The organism is Erythrobacter sp. JK5 (assembly GCF_018205975.1).
In the GTDB taxonomy this organism is placed as follows: Bacteria; Pseudomonadota; Alphaproteobacteria; order Sphingomonadales; family Sphingomonadaceae; genus Erythrobacter.
The window spans coordinates 2,534,459-2,552,647 of the sequence record NZ_CP073577.1; the positions used below are offsets into that span (position 1 = coordinate 2,534,459).

The window sequence follows — 18,189 nt, forward strand, 5'->3', positions numbered from 1 at the left end:
ATAACAACAACCCGGCACAATAAAATTTCTCGCTGCTGGATGCCGGGAGCAGCAGGCCGGGAGCTCGGGATGGTGTCGAAAGCTGCGCAGAAGACCGCAACGAGGAAACGCGCGGCGCGACCTTCTGACATGCACGCCCTTCTCGCGCGTCACATGAGCAGCGCGATCCTGCCAGGCGACACCCCGCTCGATGGCGAACCCCTGTCACAAGCGGTCGAATTCGTGCTGAAGGCGGCACAGCAGCGCGAACCCGACCGCTCGGCGCTGCTGATCCAGTCCGCCACCGGCAAGCGGCGGATGCTGCGGCTGGCGGTGATCAACGACGACATGCCGTTCCTGGTCGATTCGATCGCGGCGACGGTCGCGGCGCAGGGGCTCAGCATCGATCGCCTGGTGCATCCCGTGGTGCCGGTTTCGCGCGATGACGAAGGCCGGCTGACCGGTCTCGGGAAATCGGGCAAGACCGCCGCCTCGCGCGAATCGATGGTCTATATCGAAACGCCCCGGATCGACGCGCGCCAGCGTCGCGAACTGCTGGCGCAGCTTCGGCTGACGCTGGGCGATGTGCGGGCGGCGGTGGCGGACTGGTCGCGCTTGCAAGCCGCGACGAAGGCGGATGCGAAGCTGCTCCAGGGCGACAAACCCGAGGCTGCGGCGCTGCTCGATTGGCTCAACGGCGGGATGCTCACCCAGCTGGGTCACCTCACCCGCCATCGCGACGGGAGCGAAACAGACGCTTTCGGGATCTGCCGCAAGAGCGCGCGCGACCTGCTGGCCGAAAGTTCGTACAAGACCGCATTCGACTGGTTCGACGCGCCCGGCAAGGGCGGCGCGCCCCGCAACATGCTGGTCATCAAGGCCAACAGGCTGTCCAACGTGCACCGCCGCGTGCCGCTCGACCTGTTTATCGTCGCCCGGCGCGAAGGCAGGGAAGTCACCGGCCTTTCGATCCATGCCGGGGTCTGGACCAGCGCCGCGTTGGCGACCCCGCCCGACGAGGTCCCGCTGCTGCGCCAGCATCTCGCCGCGCTGACAGAAGAGCTCGGGTTCGATCCGGCAGGGCATGCGGGCAAGGCGCTGGTGCATGCGTTCACCGCCTTGCCGCACGATCTGCTGGTGGCACTGGGACACAACGATATCCGCCAGCTGGCGACCGCGATCATGAGCCTGGTCGACCGCCCGCGACCGCGGCTGGTCGTGGTGCGCTCGCAGTTGCAGCGCCACGTCTTCGCTTTCGTGTGGCTGCCGCGCGACATGCTCTCGACCGCGGTCCGGCTGCAGATCCAGGCATTGCTGGTGCACGCTTCGGGCGCGGACGTGCTCGACTGGAGCCTCGCGGTCGAAGGCGGAAATCTGGCCATGCTCGAATTCGTGCTCGACACCCGCGAGACGCGCAAGGAAATCGATGCCGGCGCGGTCGAGGCGCAGATCGTGGATTTGCTGCGCGGCTGGGGCGAAGCGGTCGAGCACCATCTTGCCGCGACCGAGAAGGGCGGACGCGCCACGGCCATCGCAGCCCGCTATGCCGGCGCTTTCCCGCCGGCCTATCGCGCCCGCTACGGCGCGTCCGAAGCGGCAATCGACATCCGCCGCCTGCGCGCGCTTGCGGCGCGCGAAACCGAACTCGGCCAGCAAATGCACGATGTCCGGCTTTACCGGCTCGACGTCGACACGCCCGACATGCTGCGGCTCAAGGTCTACCATCTCCGGCGCACGCTGCTGTTGTCCGACGCTGTCCCGGCGCTGGAGAACTTCGGGTTCCGGGTGATCAAGGAGATCCCCACCCGGCTCGATCCGCTCGAGCTGGGTTCGATGCATGAATTCACGCTCGCGCTGACCGATGGCGAGGATGCCGCGCCGCTGATGGAGCGCGTCGACGCGATCGAGGCGGCCATCGCCGCAGTCCTCAACGGCGAGGCGGAGAACGACCCGTTCAACCGGTTGGTAATCGGCACCGGTCTCGCCGCGCGCGAAACCAACTGGCTGCGTGCCTTCTATCGCTACCTGCGCCAGACCGGCATGAGCTTCACGATCTACACCGTGGTCGATGCGCTCGACCGCGCGCCGCAGGTGACGCGCGCAATGATCGACCTGTTCGTAGCCCGCCACGATCCCGCGTTCGACGGCAATCGCGACGAGGCCATCGCCGCCGTATCGCAGGCGTTCACGCGCGGGCTGGCGAAGGTCACGGCGATCAACGACGACCGACTGCTGCGGCTCTACCGCGCAGTCTGCGATGCGATCCTGCGCACCAACGCGTTCGCACCGGCCGCCGCCGAGGCACTGGCGTTCAAGATCGATTCCGCGCTGGTCCCCAACCTTCCCAAACCCGTGCCGTGGCGCGAGATCTTCGTGTATTCGCGCCGGGTCGAAGGGATCCACCTGCGCTCGGGTGCGATCGCGCGCGGCGGCCTCCGGTGGTCCGACAGGCGCGACGACTACCGCACCGAAATCCTGGGCCTGATGAAGGCGCAGAAGGTCAAGAACGCGGTGATCGTGCCGACCGGGGCCAAGGGCGGGTTCTATCCCAAGCAACTGCCCTCGCCCGCCAGGGACCGCGCGGGCTGGGCCGCCGAAGGCCAGGCCAGCTACGAGGTGTTCATCCGCACGCTGCTGTCGATCACCGACAACATCGTCGATAGCGCCGTGGTTCACCCGCTGGACGTGGTCATCCACGACGGCGAGGACCCGTATTTCGTGGTCGCTGCCGACAAGGGCACGGCGAAATTCTCCGACGTGGCCAACGGCATCGCGCAATCGCGCGACTTCTGGCTCGACGATGCCTTCGCCAGCGGCGGCTCCAACGGCTACGATCACAAGGCGATGGGCATCACCGCGCGCGGCGCGTGGGTTTCGGTCCAGCGGCACTTCCTCGAAATGGGGATCGACGTCCAGACCCAGAGCGTGCGCGTTGCGGGATGCGGCGACATGTCGGGCGACGTGTTCGGAAACGGCATGCTGCTGTCAAAGGCGATCAAGCTGGTCGCCGCGTTCGATCACCGGCACATCTTCATCGATCCCGATTCCGATCCCAGGGCGAGCTGGAAGGAGCGCCGACGGCTGTTCGACCTGCCCGCATCCAGCTGGGCCGACTACAATTCCAAACTGATTTCGAGCGGCGGCGGCGTGTTCGCGCGCGATCAGAAGGTCATCAAGCTGTCGAAGAAAGCGCGCGCGGCGCTGGGGATCGAGGACAAGGAAATCGGGCCCGACGCGTTGGTCAGCGCGATCCTCAAATCGCCGGTCGACCTGATCTGGTTCGGCGGGATCGGCACCTACATAAAGGCCGAGCACCAGAACAACGCGGATGTCGGCGACCCGGCGAACGATTCGCTGCGGGTCGACGCCGGAGACGTCCGTGCCAAGGTTGTCGGCGAGGGCGCGAATCTTGGCGTGACACAGGCCGGCCGAATCGCGTTTTCGCTCAGGGGCGGACGGATCAACACCGATTTCATCGACAATTCGGCAGGGGTCGATTGCTCGGACAACGAGGTGAATATCAAGATCGCGCTCGCCGCCGCGAACCGCGCGGGCAAGCTGCCCCCGAAAAAGCGCAACGCCTTGCTGGTCGACATGACCGACGAGGTCGCGGAGATCGTACTGGAAGACAACCGGCTGCAGGCGCTGGCCCTGTCGATTGCCGAGGCAAGCGGCGCCGATGCGACCGCGTCCTATGTGCGCCTGATCGAGCAACTCGAAACGCTCGGCGATCTCGACCGGAAAACCGAAGGGCTGGCCGACGGCGAAGCGCTTGCCCGCCGAGCGGCGGACGGAATCGGGCTGACCCGGCCCGAACTCGCGGTGCTGCTGTCATCGGCCAAGCTCGCGCTGCAAGGCGCGATCGAGGCGAGCGGCCTGCCCGACGATCCGATCCTCGAAGATACGCTGATCGCGATGTTCCCGCTCCCGATGCGCAAGAAATTCGCGGTGCAGATCCGCGAGCACCGGCTGCGGCGCGAACTGATCGCGACCGACCTCGCCAACCGGATCGTAAACCGGCTGGGCCTCGTCCACGCATTCGAACTCGCCGAGGAGGAAGGCGTCGGCCTGTCGGACGTCGCGGCGGCGTTCGTGGTGGTCGAGCGGCTGTTCGATCTCGGCGCGCTCTGGGACGATCTCGACCGGACGAAGATGGGCGAAGGCGCACGGATCGCGCTGTTCGACCGGACTGCCGCAGCGGTCGGAAACCTGATGTCGGACGTGCTGCGCACCGCCGCCGGACAGGTAGAGGCGGGCGACATGATCGCAGAATTGCGCAAGGGCGTGACCATGCTTTCGGCTAACCGGGACGAGCTGCTGTCCGACCAGCCGCGCGAACGCTCCGCGCAACTCCGCACGCAATTCGTCGATCTGGGCGCGCCAGACGCGCTGGCGGGAAGGGTCGCTAACCTGTTCGATCTCGACGGATCGATCGGGCTGGCACAGCTGGCACTCAAGACCGAAATCGATGCGAAGCGGCTGACGCAGGCCTTCACCGATATCGGCGAACGGATCGGGCTCGACTGGGCGCAGAGCGTCGCGGCGCACATGTCGCCTTCCGATATCTGGGAGCGGCTGCTGGTCGACGGGCTGGCGCGCGATTTCCAGCACATGCGGCTCGATTTTCTGCGGCGGCTGATGCGGCGCAAGACCGGAAAGGACGATCCGCTGGGCGCGGTGGCAGACTGGGCCGAGCGCAACCGGGGCGCGGTCGAGCAATTCCGCTCGACCATCGTCCGGGCGCGGGCGCGCCCGCCGATCGCTCCGGCGATGCTGGCGCAGATCGCCAGCCAGGCGCGCAATCTGCTCGAGCGCTAGGGCACCGCCTCGCGCTTGACGCCGAGCGATTTTGCAGCGACGCACAGCCCCATGGAGCGAGAGAATAACGGATCGGCAGCCCACGCCGATGTGGTCATTGTCGGCACCGGCCATGGCGGCGCGCAGGCGGCGATTGCGCTCAGGCAACAGGGGCACGACGGTACCATAATGATGATCGGGCGCGATTCTGCGCCGCCCTACGAACGGCCTCCGCTGTCGAAGGAATATCTCGCCGGCGACAAGGGATTCGAACGGATCATGATCCGCCCGGAGAAATTCTGGGCCGACAAGGGAATCGAGCTGCGGCTCGGTTGCGGCGTCGCCGAGATCGATCCGCTGGAGCACAGGGTGACACTCTCCGACGGCAGCGCGATCGGCTATCGCAAGCTGATCTGGTCGGGCGGGGGCGATCCCCGGCGGCTGCCCTGCATCGGTGCCAATCGCAAGAACGTGTTCTACGTTCGCGACAAGCGCGATGCCGACGCGATGATGGCTGCGCTCGACGCCGGGGCGAAGCGGGCCGTCGTGATCGGAGGCGGATATATTGGGCTCGAAGCGGCAGCGGTGCTGCGCAAGCTCGGCTGCGCGGTGACGCTGGTCGAGAGCGAGGACCGCGTGCTCAAGCGGGTCGCGGGCGAGGAGCTGTCGCGCTTTTACGAAGACGAGCATCGCCGGCAGGGCGTCGATATCCGGCTCGGTCGCGGGGTGGAGGAAATTGTCGGCGAGAACAGTCATGCCACCGGGGTCAGGCTCGACGGGGACGAGATCCTGCCCTGCGACATGGTGGTGGTCGGGATCGGGATCGTGCCCGCAGTCGCCCCCCTGATCGCCGCCGGAGCGGCCGGATCGAACGGCGTCGACGTCGATTTCTGCTGCCGCACCACGCTCGATGATATCTACGCGATCGGCGATTGCGCCGCGCATGTGAACCCTTACGCCGACCAGGCGGTCATCCGCCTCGAATCGGTGCAGAACGCGCACGACATGGCCACCACGGTCGCGCGCGCGATCATGGGGGAGAAAGAGCCCTACAACGCGCTGCCGTGGTTCTGGTCGAACCAGTACGATCTCAAGCTGCAGACCGCCGGGCTGAGCCTCGGCTACGATGCGACGGTGCTGCGCGGCGACCCGGCGGACCGCCGGTTCACTCTTGTGTATCTCAAGGAAGGTCGCCCGATCGCGTTCGACTGCGTGAACACGATGAAGGACTATGTCCAGGGCCGCAAATTGCTCGAGAAGGGGATCGAGAAGATCGATCCCGCGTTGCTCGCCGACCCGGAGGTTCAGCTCAAGGAGCTGATCTGAGGCGGGCAAGCGCCCATTCGGCGGCGTCCCTGACCACCGGGTCCGGATCGCCTAGCAGCGATTCGACCGACCCGACCAATCCCGCATCGCCACTGTTCCCGGCGGCGTAGAGGCAATTGCGCACGAACCGGTCGCGCCCGATCCGCTTGATCGGCGATCCCGAGAATACGCGGCGGAACCCGGCATCGTCGAGCGCCAGCAGTTCGGCGAGGCGCGGCGCGACCAGTTCCGCGCGCGGCAGGAATTCGCGCGCGGCGTGCGCTTCCTGCGCAAACTTGTTCCACGGGCACACCGCCAGGCAATCGTCGCAGCCGTAGATGCGGTTGCCCAGCGCGGCGCGGAACTCCTCCGCCACCGGTCCCTTGTGCTCGATCGTGAGGTAGGAGATGCAGCGCCGCGCATCGAGCTGGTAGGCGGCGGGGAAAGCATCGGTCGGGCAGGCATCGAGACACGCCCGGCACGATCCGCACTGGTCGCGGTGCGGCTGCGAGGGCGCGAGCTCGAGCGTGGTGTAGATCGCCCCGAGAAACAGCCAGCTGCCGTGTTCGGGGCTGACGAGATTGGTGTGTTTGCCCTGCCAGCCGATCCCGGCCGCCTCGCCCAGCGGCTTTTCCATCACCGGCGCTGTGTCGACGAACACCTTCACCTCGGCCTCGGGCTGCTCCGCCACAAGCCATCGGGCGAGCGCCTTCAGCCGCCTCTTCACCACATCGTGATAGTCCTTGCCCTGCGCGTAGACCGAAATCCGCGCCCGCTCGCCATCACCGTCCAGCGCCAGCGGATCGTGCGCCGGGGCGTAGCTCATGCCCAGCGCGATCACACTTCGCGCGTCGGGCCACAGTCCTTGCGGCGAGCGACGGTGCTCAAGCCGCGTTGCCATCCACTCCATCGTGCCATGGTGGCCTTCGCCAAGCCATTCTTCGAGCCGCTCGGAACGAACCGGGTCCTCCGCTGCACTGGCAATCCCGAACGCCGCGAAACCCAGATCGTGCGCCTTCGCCTCCAGCCGTCCGGCGAGGTTAAGGGTCACCGACTCGTTAACCACGCTTGGGGTTGCTCCCGTTCAACTTCGCGCGTTAACCACCGCGCTCATGCATATGGCGATAGGCGAACACATGTCGGCGAGCAATCGGGCCGCGCTTCCCCCCGATCACCGTCCGCTCGCGATCGAGGCGCGCGGACTGGTCAAGAGTTTCGACGGAATCCGCGCGGTCGACGGGATCGATCTCGCCGTGCCCGAAGGCGCGATCTACGGCGTGCTCGGCCCCAATGGCGCGGGCAAGACCACCACGCTGCGGATGCTGCTCGGCATCATCGACCCGGACGAGGGCGTGCGCCGGGTGTTCGGGCATGACCGCCCGCACGATATCGGGCGGCTGATCGGCTATCTGCCCGAGGAGCGCGGGCTGTATCCCGCGATGAAGGCGATCGAGGCGATCGCGTTCATGGGCGCGCTGCGCGGACTGCCGCTGGCCGAAGGGCGCATTCGCGGGCGCGAATTGCTCGAACGCCACGATCTCGGTCACGCCGCAGACCGTCAGATCCGCCAGCTTTCGAAAGGCATGGCGCAGACCGTCCAGCTGCTCGGCACACTGGTGCACCGGCCCCGGCTGGTCGTGCTGGACGAGCCGTTTTCGGGGCTCGACGCGATCAACCAGGGCAAGCTCGAACGGATGATCCGCGCCCTCGCCGAAGACGGCGTAACCGTCATCTTCTCGACGCACGTGATTCACCATGCCGAGCGCCTGTGCGAAGGCGTCGCGATCATCGCCGGGGGCAAGGTCCCCTATGCCGGCAGCGTCGAGGCCGCGCGCGACCGCATCCCGGCGCAGGTGCGGCTCGAAACCCGTGCGCGCGAAGGCGCATGGACCGCCGCGCTGCCCCAAGACACGCGGCGCGAAGGCGATTTCTTCTATTTTCCGCTTCCTGAAACCGGGGTCGAGCCGCTGCTCAAGCACTTGATCGAGGGCGAAGCGGGCATCCTGTCGCTGTCGATCGAGCGTGCCGGGCTGCACGACGCCTTCGTCGCGATCGCGGGTGAGGCCGCCGCACGCCAGCTCGAAGCGGATCAGGCGGGAGACGCCCGATGAGCGCGGTCGAAACCAATCCGCGCCTCTCGCGGCTCGAAGCCGCGTGGGTGATCGCCCGGCGCGACTTCATTGCGGTGCTGTTCAGCCGCGCGTTCCTGTTCTTCCTGATCGGCCCGCTGTTTCCGGTACTTGTCGGCGGGCTTGCGGGCAGTATCGGCAAGCAGACCTCGGCCGAAGCCGTCAGCATCGAGGTCGGGCTCGCCATGAGCGCGCAGGACAACGCCGCCATGCTCGCCGCACGCAACAATCTGGCGGAACAGTTCGGTCGCGGTCTTCCGGAAATGCGCGCAGTGCCGGAAGCGCAGAGCGAAGCCGATTTCGATCCCCGGGCATTTCTGGAGCAACGGCGTGGCAACTATGTCGCCATCGTCACGGGCACGCCGCAAGCACCGCAACTGGTCGGCACCCAGGCGCAGGTCGATCGCTGGAAGGGTTCGGTCGGGCTGATCGCCGCCACGGTTTCGCAGTCGGTGCCGGCGCGCTTCCCCGAAGTGGCGCAGATCACTGTCGCCGCCAGCGCCGCGGCGGACCGCACGAGCCGCATCCGCACCGCGCAGGCGGCGCAAATGGTCCTGTTCCTGCTGACCATGCTGCTCGGCGGAATGGTGCTGTCGAACCTCGCCGAGGAAAAGGGCAACAAGATTATCGAGATCCTTGCTGCCGCGGTTCCGATGGATGCGGTGTTCATGGGCAAGCTGTTCGCCATGCTGGGGGTATCGTTCGTCGGCATTGCGGTCTGGGGCATGGTCGGCTGGGGCTTCTGGTCGCTCGCCGAAGATGCAATCGTGACCGTAACCCAGACTAATTTCAGCGAACTGCCCGGACCTGCCGTGGGTTGGCCGATGTTCGTCGCACTAGGCATCGTGTATTTCTCGATGGCGTATCTGCTGCTGGGATCGCTGTTCCTCACGATCGGATCGATGGCGAGTTCGGTGCGCGAGGTGCAGACCCTCTCGATGCCGGTTACGATGATGCAGCTGATGGTGTTCTTCCTCGCCATGGCAACCGTCACCGACACCGGGTCGGGCATGGAGCTGTTCGCCGCGATCTTCCCGCTTTCCTCTCCGTTCGCGATGCTCGCGCGCGCGGCCCTGCAGGAAACGCTCTGGATCCATGCCGCCGCGCTCGCCTGGCAGGCGGCGGCGGTGGTGCTCCTCGTCAAGGGAGGCTCGCTGCTGTTCCGCAAGCGGGTGATGAAATCGGGCGGCGCCGGTCGCGCGAAAAAGCGCCGCTGGACCCGCTCATCCGCCGGCCGCGATGCCGAGGTTCAGCCGGCCGAATAGGTCGCAAATTGCAACCGACTGTTGACATGGATGTCAGTTAGGGCAGGATGCGAATCGAGGGAGTGGTAGTGAAGGCAAAAGCTGCGGCCGCTCCCTGCGAGGAGAGACAGGTATGGCCACGATAGCCCCGCAGCGTCCCGAAGTGCGCACCAGCCCGACCGCCTACGAGGCGCTAAAAACGCATTTCGAGCAGCACCCCGAAGAACGCCCGCGCCATACGCACAAATGGGACGTGAGCCGCTCCGACATCTATTTCGAGGACAAGTGGCAGCCGATCTTCAAGGAGATGCAGGACGCCGGCCCGCTGCATTACATCCCCGAAAGCCCCTATGGCCCCTACTGGGCGGTGGTCGGCCACAAGGCGATCCAGCATATCGAAGCCCTGCCCGACACCTTCTCCTCCAGCTGGGAGTATGGCGGGATCACCATTCTCGAGCGGTTGAGCGAGGAAGAGGCTGCCGCAGCCGGGGCCGACACGCGCGAATTGCCGATGTTCATCGCGATGGACCGCCCGCAACACACCGGGCAACGTCGCACCGTCGCGCCCAAGTTCACCCCTTCGGCAATGGCCGACATGGAAGGCGAAATCCGGGCCAGAACCGGCGAATTGCTCGATACGCTGCCGCGCGGCGAGGTGTTCGACTGGGTCGACAAGGTTTCGATCGAGCTGACGACCGGAATGCTCGCCATCCTGTTCGGCTTCCCCTGGGAGGACCGCCGCCTGCTCACCTTCTGGTCAGACTGGTCGGGCGATACCGAGCTTGCCACGGTGCGCGATCTCGATGCGCAGCGCTGGCAAATCCTGCAGGAGATGGCGGCATATTTCCAGTCGCTGTGGGTCGAACGGACGATGGACAAGGAGCCCGGCAACGACCTCATCAGCATGATGATCCACTCCGAGGCGATGAACCAGATGCGCCCGGAAGAATTCATGGGCAACCTCGTGTTGCTGATCGTGGGCGGCAACGACACCACCCGCAATTCGATGAGCGGGTTCGTCCACGCGCTCGACAAGTTTCCCGACCAGCGCAAGCTGTTCGAGGAAAACCCCGACGTGATCCCGAATGCCGTGCAGGAAATGCTGCGCATGCAGACACCGCTGGCGCACATGCGCCGCACCTGCACCGAGGACACCGAGGTGTTCGGGCAAACGATCAAGAAGGGCGACAAGGTCGTGCTCTGGTATCTCGCGGCCAACCATGAGGACGAAATCTTCCCCGATCCGCACAAGCTCGACCTCAATCGCGAGAATGCCCGCCGCCACATTGCCTTCGGCTATGGCATCCACCGCTGTGTCGGCGCGCGTCTGGCCGAATTGCAGCTGCGGGTGCTGCTGGAAGAGATGCACAAGCGCCGGATGCGCGTGCATGTCGCGGGCGATGTCGAGCGGGTGCGCGCCAATTTCGTCCACGGCTTCCGCAAGCTCGAGGTCGAAATCACCGAGTTCTGAGCCCGGCATCGATTCGGTCGGAAATGTAACCTTTTCCGGTCGGCGTGCGTATCTCCTGTTGAGACCCAATCTCACACACGGGACAGTTATGCCAATCGGACCTACCCATCGTCGCACGTTCCTCATCGGCACCGCATTCGCGGCCTTGACGCCGCTCCTCGCCGGCTGTGGAGCAAGCGAGGCGAAGGCCAAGAAGACATTCCCCGTCCGCAAGACCGATGCGCAATGGCGCAAGCAGCTGACTGCGGCCGAATATCGCATCCTGCGCGAAGCGGGTACCGAGCGTGCGTTTTCCTCGCCGCTCGACGGTGAAAAGCGCAAAGGCGCTTTTGTCTGCGCAGGCTGCGGCAACCGGCTCTATTCGTCGGCGCACAAATACGACAGCGGCACCGGCTGGCCGAGCTTCTACAAACCGATCGACGCGGGCGCGGTCGGCACTGCGACCGACTACAAGATCGGCTATCCGCGCACCGAGGTTCATTGCGCCGATTGCGGCGGTCACCTGGGGCACATCTTCGGTGACGGACCCAAGCCGACCGGCAAGCGGCACTGCATCAACGGAGTGGCGCTGGACTTTATTCCGGCCTGATCCGCCAGACCTTCAGTCCGCCCGGATCGTCCATTTCCACCGGCTCAAGCCAGGCGGGCGCATCGTCTGCCAGCAGGTGTGCGGCGAATCCCTCCGGGGCCTGCCTCGCATACATGCGAACCTCGCTCAGACCGGGGCACAGCGCGACGTAGCGTGTTCCGCGCTGAATCAAGGCTGCGCGGGCCGCTTCGCTCGGACCGAGTGCGGTTTCGATCACCACGCGAATGCCACGGTGGCCACGGTGGTGGCCGGTCGCGACCACGCTGTGCCCGGTTGCGAGCAGCAGCGGCGGCCCGATATCGAGCGGCGCGTAGATTTCTCCGGTCGGCAAGTCGCCGAGCACCGCTGCCGAGCGATCAACCCGGCAGGCCGAGGCTTTCGTCGGCGGCGCGTTCGCAGCCACTCCGCCCAGCGCGGCGCGGGCCGGAATCGCGCTCGCCAGCAGCATCGCCGGGAAGGCCGGGAGCAAGGCGCAGACGACCCCGAGCATCGCCGCCACGCGCGGTGCCGGGCGCTTCATCAGCCTGATCCGACGCAGCCAGTCACGCACCTGCCAGGCGAGCGGAGCGGCGGCGAGCGCGCAGGCGACTGCGCCCGCACGGGCGACGAACAGCGAGACCAGAAAGGCTGCGGCGAGGATCAGGGCGTAATCGCTCCAGAACCGGCGCAGCCAGTCGCGCGAGCCCCGAGCCAGGTTCATCGCGGCGAGCAGCCCGATCACCGGCGTCACCGCGAATTGCAGCGCGGTGATAATCTCCTGCCGCCAGATTGGCAGCCCCTCCGCGATATGCGCAAGCCAGTAATCGCGCACGACCGGATCGAGTTCCGCGAATCCGCCGGTGGCGCATTGCGGCGCGGCGTACAGCGCGGCTCCGATCGCGCCGCCTGCAGCGACGGCAAAACCGGCCAGCAGAGTGCCGCGCGGCAGCGGCTCGAGCCGGGCCAGCAGCGTCAGTACCACCGCGCCCCAGCCGAAGATCGCGAGGTGCAGCGGGTTGATCGCATCGCAATGCGCGGCAAGGTCTCCGAATCCCCGCGTCAGCACGAACAGCGCGGCGCTTGACAGTGCCAGCGCCTGGATCGCTCCGGCCAGCCAGCCATGGGCGTTGCGGTCGCCGGTCTTTCTTGCCCGGAACCAGCGCAGCGCGAGAACGCCGAAGATTGCGGCTGCCAGCGGCAATCCCTCGATCGAGATCGCCAGCCACACCGCGCAGCTCGTCCCGATGATCCACCCGCCGACGCGCGGCGAACGGTGCATCAGCGCGTTGACGACAACGAGCGCGCAGACGATCTGCCAGCCGTGGTGATCGATCCGCAGCGGCGCGAATTGGAACAGCACCGGGATCGAGATCGCCATCACCATCGATGTGAGCGTCGCTTCCTCGTCGCCCATCAGCCGCCACGCGATCCGCGCGGCGAGGAGCATCGCGATCCCGAGCGTGGCCAGCGGCACGAACACAAGCGCTGCGGTTTCCGCCCCGGCAGCCCCCACGAACGGCGTGAGCGCCAGGATCACCAGAACCAGAGGAATGTCGACCAGCCGCGACCAGTGCATCGGTACGCCGCCAGCGGGTGCATCGCTGCGATATTGCGTCTGATCGAACCACCCTTGCCCGTCGATCAGGTCGCGTACCTGCACCAGTCGCATCGCATCGTCGGGATCGGGAAAGCGCCAGCTCGCGATCGCGCTCCAATTGACCGCGATCAGGACCGCCGAGACCAGCGCCCAGGCGATCGCGACGCGCGCGAGGAATTCGACCGGGAAAGCGTTGCGGCGGCGTTCGACCAGCATCGTCCTAGGCCTCCTTGCGTCCGGGTCCCGCGCGGAACACGATCCGTGCACGGATCAGCCAGGTTGCCAGGAAGCTCACCCCGATCGCGGCGAGCTTGGCGAGCCGCGGATCGATGCCCGCCCAGTCGCCCGCGCCGACGATCGCGGTGGTGAGCGCGAGCCCCACCAGCGCGGAAATCACGAACAGCGCCTTTTGCCGGGTCCGTGCGATGCCGCTCTCGGCGACATGATCGTGAAACACCGCGCGGCTCGACATGAGCCAGTGCGCCAGGATGCCGAGCGAATAGCCGATCGCGGAAGCGGGCGCGGCGGCAATGCCTGCGGCCAGCAAGGCAAGGAATGCCCCGACATCGACCGCGAGCGCGCCTACGCTCGCGAGCAGGTAGCGGACGAACCGGAGATCGCCGAGCCTTCCTGTCATCTTGCCGATCAGCTGTGTCATGGCTCCCCCTCGCCCGACCGATGGCCTCAGGCCGACTTGCGGACGCCCTCGTCCGCGATCTCTTCGTCGGGCCGGATGCGCTCGGGCACGCCGCGCAGCGACGTCAGCGCTGCAACCTGGTCCCCGCTCAGCGGCCTGCTTGCGGTTTCGGCTTCGCGACCCGCAAGCGAGGTCTCGGCTCCCTCGTCGCCCGCCTCGTGATATTCGGCGTCCTCGTTGACGCACCACGTGTCGTAGATTCGCTTGCCGGCGATGATGTTTTCGACCGTCAGCATCGCGGTCATCATCGCGTGATCCTGATTGTTGTAGCGATGCATGCCGTTGCGGCCCACGAGGTGCAGCGTCGGGTGCTTGGCCTCAAGCTCGGCGCGCATTACCTGCACGTTGGCCTCGTAATCGTCGTCATAGACCGGATAGGCCTTTTCCTGACGCACGACCGCGCCGCCGACGACCTGTTTCGGGTCGCACAGGCCGAGCACTTCCATTTCGCGCGTGGCCTGTTCGATCAGGTCTTCGTCAGACGAGGACCACAACCCGTCGCCTTCGAAACAGAAATACTCGAGACCGACGCAGGCCATATCCGCGTCGGGCACCATTTCGGGCGACCAGCTGCGGAAGTTCTGCACCCGGCCGACCTGCACGCGATCGTCGTGGATGTAGATCCAGTTGTCGGGGAACAGGTCTTCGGATTTGACCATCAGCGCGACGGTAAGGAAGTCGCGGTAGCGCAGATTGTTCGCCTGAAGGCTCGATTGCGGCAGCGGGTGGATACGCTTCGACAGCTCGCGCATCGGCGCGGAGCTGATCGCGTGTTTGGCGCGGATCTGCTTTTTCCCGTCCGGGCCGTTCGCCGTCATGGTCCAGCCATTGCCGTCGCTCGAAAGCCGATCGAGCGCATGGCCCATCAGCACGTCGCCCTTGCCCGTCGCGGCGATCTTGTCGCGCGCGGCGTCCCACATCATGCCCGGGCCGAGACGAGGATAGCGAAAGGTTTCGAGCAACGTCTTGACCGCCTGCCCGTCATTGGGCTGCTTGTTGAGGCCGAGCGAACGCTTCAGCCCGTCGGTCACCGCGCCCCAGAGCGAGAGCCCCTTGATCCGCTGCGCCGCCCAGTCCGCGCTCATTTCGTCGCACGGCATGCCCCACACCTTCTCGGTGTAGGTCTTGAAAAAGATCGAATAGAGCTTCTTGCCGAATTGGTTGGTGGTCCAGTCCTCGAAGCTTTTGACGTCCCTGATCGGGAACAGCTTGTACCGGAGGTAGCTCGCCATGCAGACGGTCGAGCGCCACAGGCCGAGATTGCGCAGCGCCTCGAACGCGCGCAGTGGGTAGGAGTAGAATTTGCCCTCGTAATAGATGCGGCTCATGCGCGGGCGCTGGATGAAATCGTCGGGCAGGATTTCATTCCACAAGTCCACGACCTGCTGCGACTTCGAGAAGAAGCGATGCCCGCCAATGTCGAACCGATAGCCTGCGTGTTCGACCGTGCGGCTGATGCCGCCGACATAGCGCTTGTCTTGCTCGATGATCGCGACGCTCAGGCCCTGCTTGGTCAGCAGATAGCCCGCGGTAAGGCCCGCAGGTCCCGCGCCGATAATGGCCACGTCTACGTCGATAATACCCGGCTGGTCAGCGCCAAGCTGTGTCATTCATGCCCCCGTTCGGTGCGCCATGGCTGTGGCTCACCCCCGGGAGTGAAGGAAATTGGTTAGCGAGCCGTAAACGCGGGCGTTTAATGGCCGGATTTGCGTGTCGGGGCCATCAGTGCTGAAGCAATCCGGGGGCCTGCAGGCGCGCTGCAAGCCGCGCGAAATCGCCCAGCATGAAAGTATCGTCGAACACCACCCCGTATTGCCGATCGCGGCGCCAGCGAACCTTGGCCCTGACCTCCCCGAACTCGTCGCTTTCGATCCGCAGGTTCTGGTCGATCGCGAACAGCCCGTCGCTTTCGAACCGCGCACCCTGTTGCGAAAGATTTTCGATGACCCCTTCGCTTCGCTGGCCGAGCGCGCTCACGGCTATGGGGATACAGAGCCCAAGCCGCAGTCCGCGTTTAGGGTATTCACCGGCTTCCGAAATCAGCGTCGTAACGCTGACCGGATCGGCAAATTCGAACCCCGCCTGATTGCCGCGCTCCCACACCCGGCGAATGGCATAGCGAGTGCCGCCGGGCAGCTCGAGTTCGAGCGTGCTGCAATGGGGCAATCCATGGAACAGGCGGACACTGACGCCGGTTTCGGAGACGTCGCGGATGACACAAACGAACTCGCCCTGCGCGGCGATCAGTTTGGCGGCCCGGATCAGCAGCGTGAATCGCGGTGCGGCGCGCTGGTCCGCGTCGCCAGCCGGCTTCAGCTCCGTTTCCGATGTAATCGCAAAGTTGTCCATCGCCGTTTGCCCTGCCGCGTGCCCGCTGCGGTTCTTTCTCCAGTAACAATACTTTGAGGGCCTAGTTGCAGGGCGGTTAAGGCAAGTATAATGGAAGCTAGGGATTTGGCCGCTCTCCCCAGCAAACCATCCGCTACCGGTTGAGCGAATGATGCCGGGCACCGAAGCAGCGCGGACGAGACGTGCGGGTGGTGGGACTCGAACCCACACGATCTATAGGATCAGGGGATTTTAAGTCCCCGGCGTCTACCATTCCGCCACACCCGCTACATCCGCGGCGATAGTCTGCGCGCATGTCGCAGGCAAGCAGCCGCCCCTTGCGCCGCGAACGGCGCCGCGCCATCTGGAGCGGCGTCCGGCTTCGGCCGCTTGACCAGGGGACCGCATGGCCAACGAAGTGGTGGAAACGATTCAGCCAGCCGTGGCCCTGCTCGGGCTCGGAATCGGGGCCGCGATCGTGTCGCGCGCCTGCAAGCTCAACCCGATCGTCGGCTATCTCGGTCTCGGGCTCGCGCTTTCGGCGTTGGGATTTGCCGAGGATTTCAGCGGGCCGGTGGTGGCGACCCTCGCGGAAGCGGGAGTGATGTTCCTGCTCTTCAATCTCGGGCTGCACTTTTCGCTCGGGCGCATCCGCGCCGAGGCGGCGAATATCTTCGGCTTCGGCAGCCTGCAGATGCTGATCGCAGGCGGCGCGTTCTCCGCGCTGTTCTTCGTGGTGGGGCTGCCCACCGAATTCGCCATCATCGGCGGGTTCGCGATGGGACTGTCATCGACCGCCGTCGTGATCGGGCTGGTGCGCGAGCGCGGCCAGGAGGACTGCCCGGTCGGGCGCGCCGCGCAGTCGATCCTGATTTTCCAGGATATCGCGGCGATCCTGCTGCTGGTGGCAGCCGGCGCTCTGGGCAGCGGCGGGGCGATCGCGCCAGCGCTCGGTATCGCCGGGATAAAGGCGCTCGCGGCGTTCGGCGTCGCGGTGCTGTTCGCGCGCTATCTCACCGAACCGCTGTTCCGGCTGATCGCAAAGGTCGGCAGCAGCGAGGTCTACACCGCGACCGCGCTGTTCATTGCTCTGGCCGCGGGTTGGGCAACCGGTTTCGCCGGGCTATCGCTGACGCTCGGGGCGTTTCTCGGCGGGATGGCGGTGGCGGATTCGCGCTATCGCATCATGGTCCAGACCGAGATCGATGCGTTTCGCGGCCTGTTCCTGAGCTTTTTCTTCGTCTCGGTCGGGCTCGCGATCGATCCCGCGCTGCTGGTGCAGAACTGGGTTCTGGTAGTCGCCGCCGCCTTTGGTCTGATCGTGCTCAAATGCGGTCTCAATGTGCTTGCGGGGCTGGCCAACCGCCGGTCGGTGCCGGGATCGATCCAGCTCGGCTTTCTTTTGGGGCAAGGCAGCGAGTTCGCGCTGGTGCTGTTCGCGCTGCCTGCGGTCGCAGGCCTGGTCGAGCCGCGCCTGATCTCGATCCTCGTCACCGCCATCGCAATTAGTCTCGCCTTGACGCCGCCGGTTTCGAATATCGGGCGCAAGCTGGCGGGCAAACTGCGTTCCGGACCGCCCGACGAGAAGCTCGAAGGCGATGACGCACCGGTGGTGTTAATCGGCCTGGGTCCTGCCGGGCGGGCAGTGGCCGACGCGCTCGATCTCAGCGATGTGGGCTATCTCGCGGTCGAAGCCGATCCCGCCAAGTTCGAACAGGCGGTAGCCGATGGATATCCGGTGCATCAGGCCAATCCCGCCGATCCGCGCAGCTGGGACGCGCTGGGCATGGGTCGGCGCGAAGTGGTGGTGGTCGCAACCGGAAATCTCGAAATCTCGCGCGAGCTTACTCCGCTGGTGCAAGAGCGGTTACCCGGCATCTGCCGGATCATCGCGCTGCGGGGCAGCGAGGGAATCGACGAATTCAGCGAGCTGGGCATGTTGCCGATCAACGTGGCGACCCGGCACGGAACCGAGCAGCTGATCGATGCGGTTTTCAACGAAATCGAAGTCGAGCGCAGACGCCAAGAGCGCGATCGCACTTACGCTGAAGCGGCGCTTGAGGCGGCCTGAACC

At 65.9% G+C, this 18,189-nt stretch carries 12 protein-coding genes and 1 tRNA gene; 7 read left to right on the forward strand and 6 right to left on the reverse strand.

Annotated features, from left to right (window positions below; genetic code table 11):
• Positions 1–129 precede the first annotated feature (129 nt).
• Both KDC96_RS12265 and KDC96_RS12270 read left to right on the forward strand, forming a co-directional pair.
• Complete coding sequence (locus tag KDC96_RS12265) at positions 130–4,797, forward strand: NAD-glutamate dehydrogenase domain-containing protein (protein ID WP_212448702.1); 4,668 nt, start codon at positions 130–132, stop codon at positions 4,795–4,797.
• 51 nt (positions 4,798–4,848) lie between these two features.
• Positions 4,849–6,102, forward strand: a complete 1,254-nt coding sequence (locus KDC96_RS12270; protein WP_212448703.1) for an NAD(P)/FAD-dependent oxidoreductase — start codon at positions 4,849–4,851, stop codon at positions 6,100–6,102.
• Here KDC96_RS12270 and queG read toward each other — a convergent pair.
• Positions 6,086–7,132 carry a tRNA epoxyqueuosine(34) reductase QueG gene (queG, locus tag KDC96_RS12275; protein ID WP_371815486.1) on the reverse strand — a complete coding sequence of 349 codons (1,047 nt, stop codon included), beginning with the start codon at positions 7,130–7,132 and terminating at the stop codon, positions 6,086–6,088. The two genes, KDC96_RS12270 and queG, sit on opposite strands and share 17 nt — an antisense overlap.
• Before the next feature lie 85 nt (positions 7,133–7,217).
• Between queG and KDC96_RS12280 the strand changes: the two genes are divergently transcribed.
• From KDC96_RS12280 to msrB, 4 genes are all read left to right on the forward strand, one after another.
• Entirely contained in the window at positions 7,218–8,192 is a 975-nt protein-coding gene (locus KDC96_RS12280) for an ABC transporter ATP-binding protein (protein WP_249171784.1), read from the forward strand.
• On the forward strand, positions 8,189–9,475 hold the full coding sequence (locus KDC96_RS12285) for an ABC transporter permease (protein ID WP_212448706.1): 1,287 nt from the start codon (positions 8,189–8,191) through the stop codon (positions 9,473–9,475). Before KDC96_RS12280 ends, KDC96_RS12285 begins: the two co-directional genes overlap by 4 nt.
• A 112-nt stretch (positions 9,476–9,587) precedes the next feature.
• Complete coding sequence (locus KDC96_RS12290; RefSeq protein WP_212448707.1) at positions 9,588–10,925, forward strand: cytochrome P450; 1,338 nt, start codon at positions 9,588–9,590, stop codon at positions 10,923–10,925.
• Positions 10,926–11,013: 88 nt separating this feature from the next.
• Positions 11,014–11,514: a peptide-methionine (R)-S-oxide reductase MsrB gene (msrB, locus tag KDC96_RS12295; protein ID WP_212448708.1), complete on the forward strand. Its 501-nt coding sequence runs from the start codon at positions 11,014–11,016 to the stop codon at positions 11,512–11,514.
• Here msrB and KDC96_RS12300 read toward each other — a convergent pair.
• From KDC96_RS12300 to KDC96_RS12320, 5 genes are all read right to left on the reverse strand, one after another.
• Positions 11,501–13,306, reverse strand: coding sequence for a hypothetical protein (locus KDC96_RS12300; protein WP_212448709.1), 1,806 nt, complete (start codon positions 13,304–13,306; stop codon positions 11,501–11,503). The genes msrB and KDC96_RS12300 overlap by 14 nt on opposite strands.
• 4 nt (positions 13,307–13,310) lie before the next feature.
• Positions 13,311–13,748 (reverse strand): GtrA family protein, encoded by a 438-nt coding sequence (locus KDC96_RS12305; RefSeq protein ID WP_212448710.1) that lies wholly within the window; start codon positions 13,746–13,748, stop codon positions 13,311–13,313.
• 26 nt (positions 13,749–13,774) lie between these two features.
• On the reverse strand, positions 13,775–15,397 hold the full coding sequence (locus tag KDC96_RS12310; protein WP_212448711.1) for an NAD(P)/FAD-dependent oxidoreductase: 1,623 nt from the start codon (positions 15,395–15,397) through the stop codon (positions 13,775–13,777).
• A gap of 112 nt (positions 15,398–15,509) precedes the next feature.
• On the reverse strand, positions 15,510–16,136 hold the full coding sequence (locus tag KDC96_RS12315) for a PilZ domain-containing protein (RefSeq protein WP_212448712.1): 627 nt from the start codon (positions 16,134–16,136) through the stop codon (positions 15,510–15,512).
• A 183-nt stretch (positions 16,137–16,319) separates the two neighbouring features.
• A tRNA-Leu gene (locus KDC96_RS12320) sits at positions 16,320–16,403 on the reverse strand.
• Positions 16,404–16,521: 118 nt separating this feature from the next.
• Between KDC96_RS12320 and KDC96_RS12325 the strand changes: the two genes are divergently transcribed.
• Entirely contained in the window at positions 16,522–18,186 is a 1,665-nt protein-coding gene (locus KDC96_RS12325; RefSeq protein ID WP_212448713.1) for a cation:proton antiporter, read from the forward strand.
• Positions 18,187–18,189 lie beyond the last annotated feature (3 nt).